The organism is Burkholderia sp. ZZQ-2 (assembly GCF_050768715.1).
GTDB lineage: Bacteria > Pseudomonadota > Gammaproteobacteria > Burkholderiales > Burkholderiaceae > Burkholderia > Burkholderia cepacia.
In genome coordinates this window covers 1-3,985 of the sequence record NZ_LDVA01000037.1, presented here as the reverse complement: position 1 = coordinate 3,985, position 3,985 = coordinate 1, and the positions used below count along the sequence as shown (strand labels likewise).

Genomic DNA, 3,985 nt, shown 5'->3' with positions numbered 1-3,985 from the left:
GGCCGCCGGTGCGGGCGCGGCCGGATGCTCGACCGGCTTCGGCGCAGGTGGCGCGGGCTGGCGCTCGATCGGCTGCGGTTTCAGCAGCTCGATCTGCACGGGGATTTCGGCGGGCGCGGGCGGCGTGAACGCGTCGCGGTTGCGCATCAGCCAGAACGCGGCGAGCGCGTGCAGCACCAGCACGACGACGAGCGCGATGCCCACGCGCAGCCAGCGGCGGGGCAAGGCGTGACTCGGGCGGATGTCGGCAGGCTGCATGGGCATCGGAACAGGATCGGGGCGCTCGCGTGATGTCGGGCGCGCGGCGCGCGCCACAGGAATCGGACTGTCGAATGCGCCGCGCGTTCGCGCCGTGTGCCGTGACGGGGGCGGAATGCGTCAGGCGTCGCGTGCGTCGGGACTATAGCCGAGTTCGTAAGACAGTTTCTGCGCGCATGCGCGCAACGCCGTGTCGATCTCGCCGCCCCATGCAATGTCGAACGAGCCTTCCTGGCCGAGTGCGACGATGGCGAGCGCGAGTTCGCCGACCGCATCGAACACGGGCATGCAGAACGCGTGGATCGTCGGCAGCAGCATCCCCTCGACGCGCGCGGCCTCGTGCTTGCGCACGTCGGCGAGCACCGTCTCGACCTCGTCGAGCGTGCGCGGGCCGCCATGGTGCGGCGAGCGGCGCGTATCGGCGAGTTCGCGCTCGAGCATCGCGGCGGTCTTGCTGCGCGGCAGGTACGCGGCGAACAGCAGGCCCGTCGCGGAGCCGAGCAGCGGCATCACGTCGCCGAGCTTCAGCGACGCCTTCGCCGGGTGGCTCGATTCCATCCAGTGCACGATCGTCGGCCCCTGGTTGCCCCACACCGCGATGCCGACCGTCTGGTCGAGGCGGTCGCGGAATTCGGTCAGCGCGATCCGCGCGAGCTTCACGCCGTCGACGCGCGCGAGCCGCGCGAGCCCCATCTGCAGCGCGAAGCCGCCGAGCTCGTAGCGGCCCGAGACGGGATCCTGCGACACCACGCCGAGACGCGAGAAGCTGACCAGGTAGCGGTGCGCCTTCGCAGGACTCATGCCCGCGCGCTGCGCGAGGTCGCGCAGCATCATCGCGCGCGGCTCGCTCGTCAGCACGTCGAGCAGGCGGAAGCCGACCTCGATCGACTGGATGCCGGAACGGACTTTCTCGCTGTTTTCGCCGTGCTCGCCGGAAGCGGCGTCGTCGGTGTCGGAGTCGGCGAGATCGTCATCGGGAAGCGGGCTGGCGGGCATGGGCGGCGGGTGCGCGAAAATGCGGCAGGTATGGGGGTGAAAAATCGGGGGCGAAAAATCGGGGCGAAAACGGCGTGCACGATCGTGGCGCGCCGCCGGGATTCACCATCGTAAAATAGATTCCCTCCATCGTCACTACAACGGCAGAGTCCCCCTTATGAAACTTGCTTCGCTGAAGGACGGCACGCGCGACGGCCAGCTGATCGTCGTGTCGCGCGACCTGCACACCGCGGCGATCGCCGACGCGATCGCGCCGACGTTGCAGCGTGTCCTCGACGACTGGGCGTTCTACGCGCCGCAGCTGCGCGACTTGTACGACGCGCTGAACCACGGCCGCGCGCGCAATGCGTTCGCATTCGATCCGGCCAACTGCATGGCGCCGCTGCCGCGCGCGTTCCAGTGGGCCGACGGCTCCGCTTACGTGAACCACGTCGAGCTCGTGCGCCGCGCGCGCGGCGCCGAGATGCCGCCCGAATTCTGGACCGACCCGCTGATGTACCAGGGCGGCAGCGACGATTTCCTCGGCGCGCGCGACGACGTCGTGTGCCCGTCGGAGGAGTGGGGCATCGATTTCGAGGCGGAAGTCGCGGTGATCACCGGCGACGTGCGGATGAGCGCGTCGCCCGACGAAGCGCTGAAGGCCGTCCGGCTCGTCACGCTGGTGAACGACGTGTCGCTGCGCAACCTGATTCCGGCCGAGCTCGCGAAGGGCTTCGGCTTCTTCCAGAGCAAGCCGGCCACCGCATTTGCGCCGGTCGCCGTGACGCCCGACGAGCTCGGTGACGAATGGCGCGAAGGCCGCGTGCACCGGCCGATGATCGTCCACTGGAACGGCAGGAAGGTCGGCCAGCCCGATGCGGGCACCGACATGGTGTTTCACTTCGGCCAGTTGGTCGCGCACGCGGCGAAGACGCGCAACCTGCGCGCCGGGTCGATCGTCGGCTCGGGCACGGTGTCGAACAAGGACGCGAAGCGCGGCTACTGCTGCATCGCCGAGAAGCGCTGCCTCGAGACGATCGAGCACGGCGCGCCGCAGACCGAATTCATGCGCTACGGCGATACCGTGCGCATCGAGATGTTCGACGCGGCCGGCAAGTCGATCTTCGGTGCGATCGAGCAGTCGGTCGCCCCGCCCGACGGCGCGGCGTAAGCGGCGCGGCGCTTTCGCGAAACCCGGCTTCGGCCTGCGCGCCGGGTTTCGCCTGATGTTTGCCCGCGCGGGCTTGGCTACACTCGATTCAAGAGCCTCGACTCGAAGGAGCGGCACATGGCCGATCTCGCCGCATACGGCGGTTACGAAGCACTGAAGGTGACGCGCCGCGACCATGGCGTGCTCGACATCGTGATGAGCGGCGAGGGCGCGAACCGCAGTGGCCTCGCGACCGCGAACGCGCGCATGCATCGCGAGCTCGCCGACATCTGGCGCGACGTCGACCGCGATCCCGACACGCGCGTCGCGGTGATCCGCGGCGAAGGCAAGGGCTTCTCGGCGGGCGGCGATCTCGCGCTCGTCGAGGACATGGCGAACGACTTCGACGTGCGCTCCCGCGTGTGGCGCGAGGCGCGCGACCTCGTCTACAACGTGATCAACTGCAGCAAGCCGATCGTATCGGCGATGCATGGCCCGGCCGTCGGCGCGGGGCTCGTCGCCGGGCTGCTCGCCGACATCTCGATCGCCGCGAAGGACGCACGCATCATCGACGGCCACACGCGCCTCGGCGTCGCGGCCGGCGACCACGCGGCGATCGTGTGGCCGCTGCTGTGCGGGATGGCGAAGGCGAAGTACTACCTGCTGCTGTGCGAACCGGTGAGCGGCGAGGAGGCCGAGCGGATCGGGCTGGTGTCGCTCGCGGTCGAGCCGGCCGACCTGCTGCCGAAGGCGTACGAAGTGGCCGAGCGGCTCGCGCACGGTTCGCAGTCGGCGATCCGCTGGACCAAGTACGCATTGAACAACTGGCTGCGCACGGCCGGGCCGACCTTCGATACGTCCCTTGCGCTCGAATTCATGGGGTTTGCCGGGCCCGACGTGCAGGAAGGCCTCCGGTCGTTGCGCGAGCGGCGTCCACCCGAGTTCCCCGGCGACGCCCCGTTCTGACACGCGCCGGCGCTATGATCGATCCAGGCGCGGCTCGCGCGACCCATGGCGGCCGCCTCGTCCTCACCCAGTCAACCAGGATGCCCGTATGACGACCGATGCCCCCGGCTCCAATCCTTTCGCCGGCTTTGCCGGCTTCAAGCCCGCCGACATGATGGACCGGATGTGGGACATGATGCGGATGTCGCCGTTCGGCGCGATGACGCCGTTTCCGGGCGGCGCGCATGGGCTGCCGCCGTCGCTGTCGAGCATGTCCGACATGATGGCGCCGCTCACGAGCGTCGAGGAACTCGACAAGCGCATCACCGACCTGCGCGCGGTCGAGCAGTGGCTGAAGCTCAATCTCGGGATGCTGCAGTCGGCGATCCAGGCGCTCGAGGTGCAGCGCGCGACGCTCGCGACGCTGCGTGCGTTCGGCGCGTTCGCGCAGAGCTCGATGTCGGCGGCCGAGGAAGCGGCCGTCGCGGCGGCGCATGCGGCGAAATCCGCGTCGGCCGCGCCGGGCGATGCGCCGGCGGCGGAGGATGCCGATGCTTCCGCCGCGGATGCAGCCGCGGGCGACGCCGCGCAGGCCTTCGATCCTGCCGGCTGGTGGAACCTGCTGCAGTCGCAGTTCAACCAGCTCGCGAGCCTCGC

At 69.7% G+C, this 3,985-nt stretch carries 4 protein-coding genes and 1 pseudogene; 3 read left to right on the top strand and 2 right to left on the bottom strand.

Annotation, left to right across the window (positions count from 1 at the left end; all coding sequences use genetic code 11):
* Together ABY44_RS01225 and ABY44_RS01220 are read right to left on the bottom strand one after the other, a co-directional pair.
* Nucleotides 1-264, bottom strand: a pseudogene (locus ABY44_RS01225) (DUF3108 domain-containing protein); the annotation flags it as partial.
* Between the two features lie 114 nt (nucleotides 265-378).
* A complete protein-coding gene (locus ABY44_RS01220; protein ID WP_060171936.1) occupies nucleotides 379-1,254 on the bottom strand; it encodes an IclR family transcriptional regulator in 876 nt (291 codons plus the stop codon).
* Nucleotides 1,255-1,411: 157 nt separating this feature from the next.
* On the opposite strand from ABY44_RS01220, the gene ABY44_RS01215 reads away from it, so the two are divergent.
* From ABY44_RS01215 to ABY44_RS01205, 3 genes are all read left to right on the top strand, one after another.
* Nucleotides 1,412-2,404 carry a fumarylacetoacetate hydrolase family protein gene (locus ABY44_RS01215; protein WP_027789012.1) on the top strand — a complete coding sequence of 331 codons (993 nt, stop codon included), beginning with the start codon at nucleotides 1,412-1,414 and terminating at the stop codon, nucleotides 2,402-2,404.
* Between the two features lie 117 nt (nucleotides 2,405-2,521).
* Nucleotides 2,522-3,349 carry an enoyl-CoA hydratase/isomerase family protein gene (locus ABY44_RS01210; RefSeq protein WP_021160148.1) on the top strand — a complete coding sequence of 276 codons (828 nt, stop codon included), beginning with the start codon at nucleotides 2,522-2,524 and terminating at the stop codon, nucleotides 3,347-3,349.
* Between the two features lie 88 nt (nucleotides 3,350-3,437).
* On the top strand, nucleotides 3,438-3,985 hold a 548-nt coding region (locus tag ABY44_RS01205), incomplete at its 3' end, for a PhaM family polyhydroxyalkanoate granule multifunctional regulatory protein (RefSeq protein ID WP_431640752.1).

Coding starts and splice junctions, on each gene's coding strand:
- ABY44_RS01220 (WP_060171936.1), bottom strand. CDS start 1,254: ATGCCCGCCAGCCCGCTTCCCGATGACGATCTCGCCGACTCCGACACC.
- ABY44_RS01215 (WP_027789012.1), top strand. CDS start 1,412: ATGAAACTTGCTTCGCTGAAGGACGGCACGCGCGACGGCCAGCTGATC.
- ABY44_RS01210 (WP_021160148.1), top strand. CDS start 2,522: ATGGCCGATCTCGCCGCATACGGCGGTTACGAAGCACTGAAGGTGACG.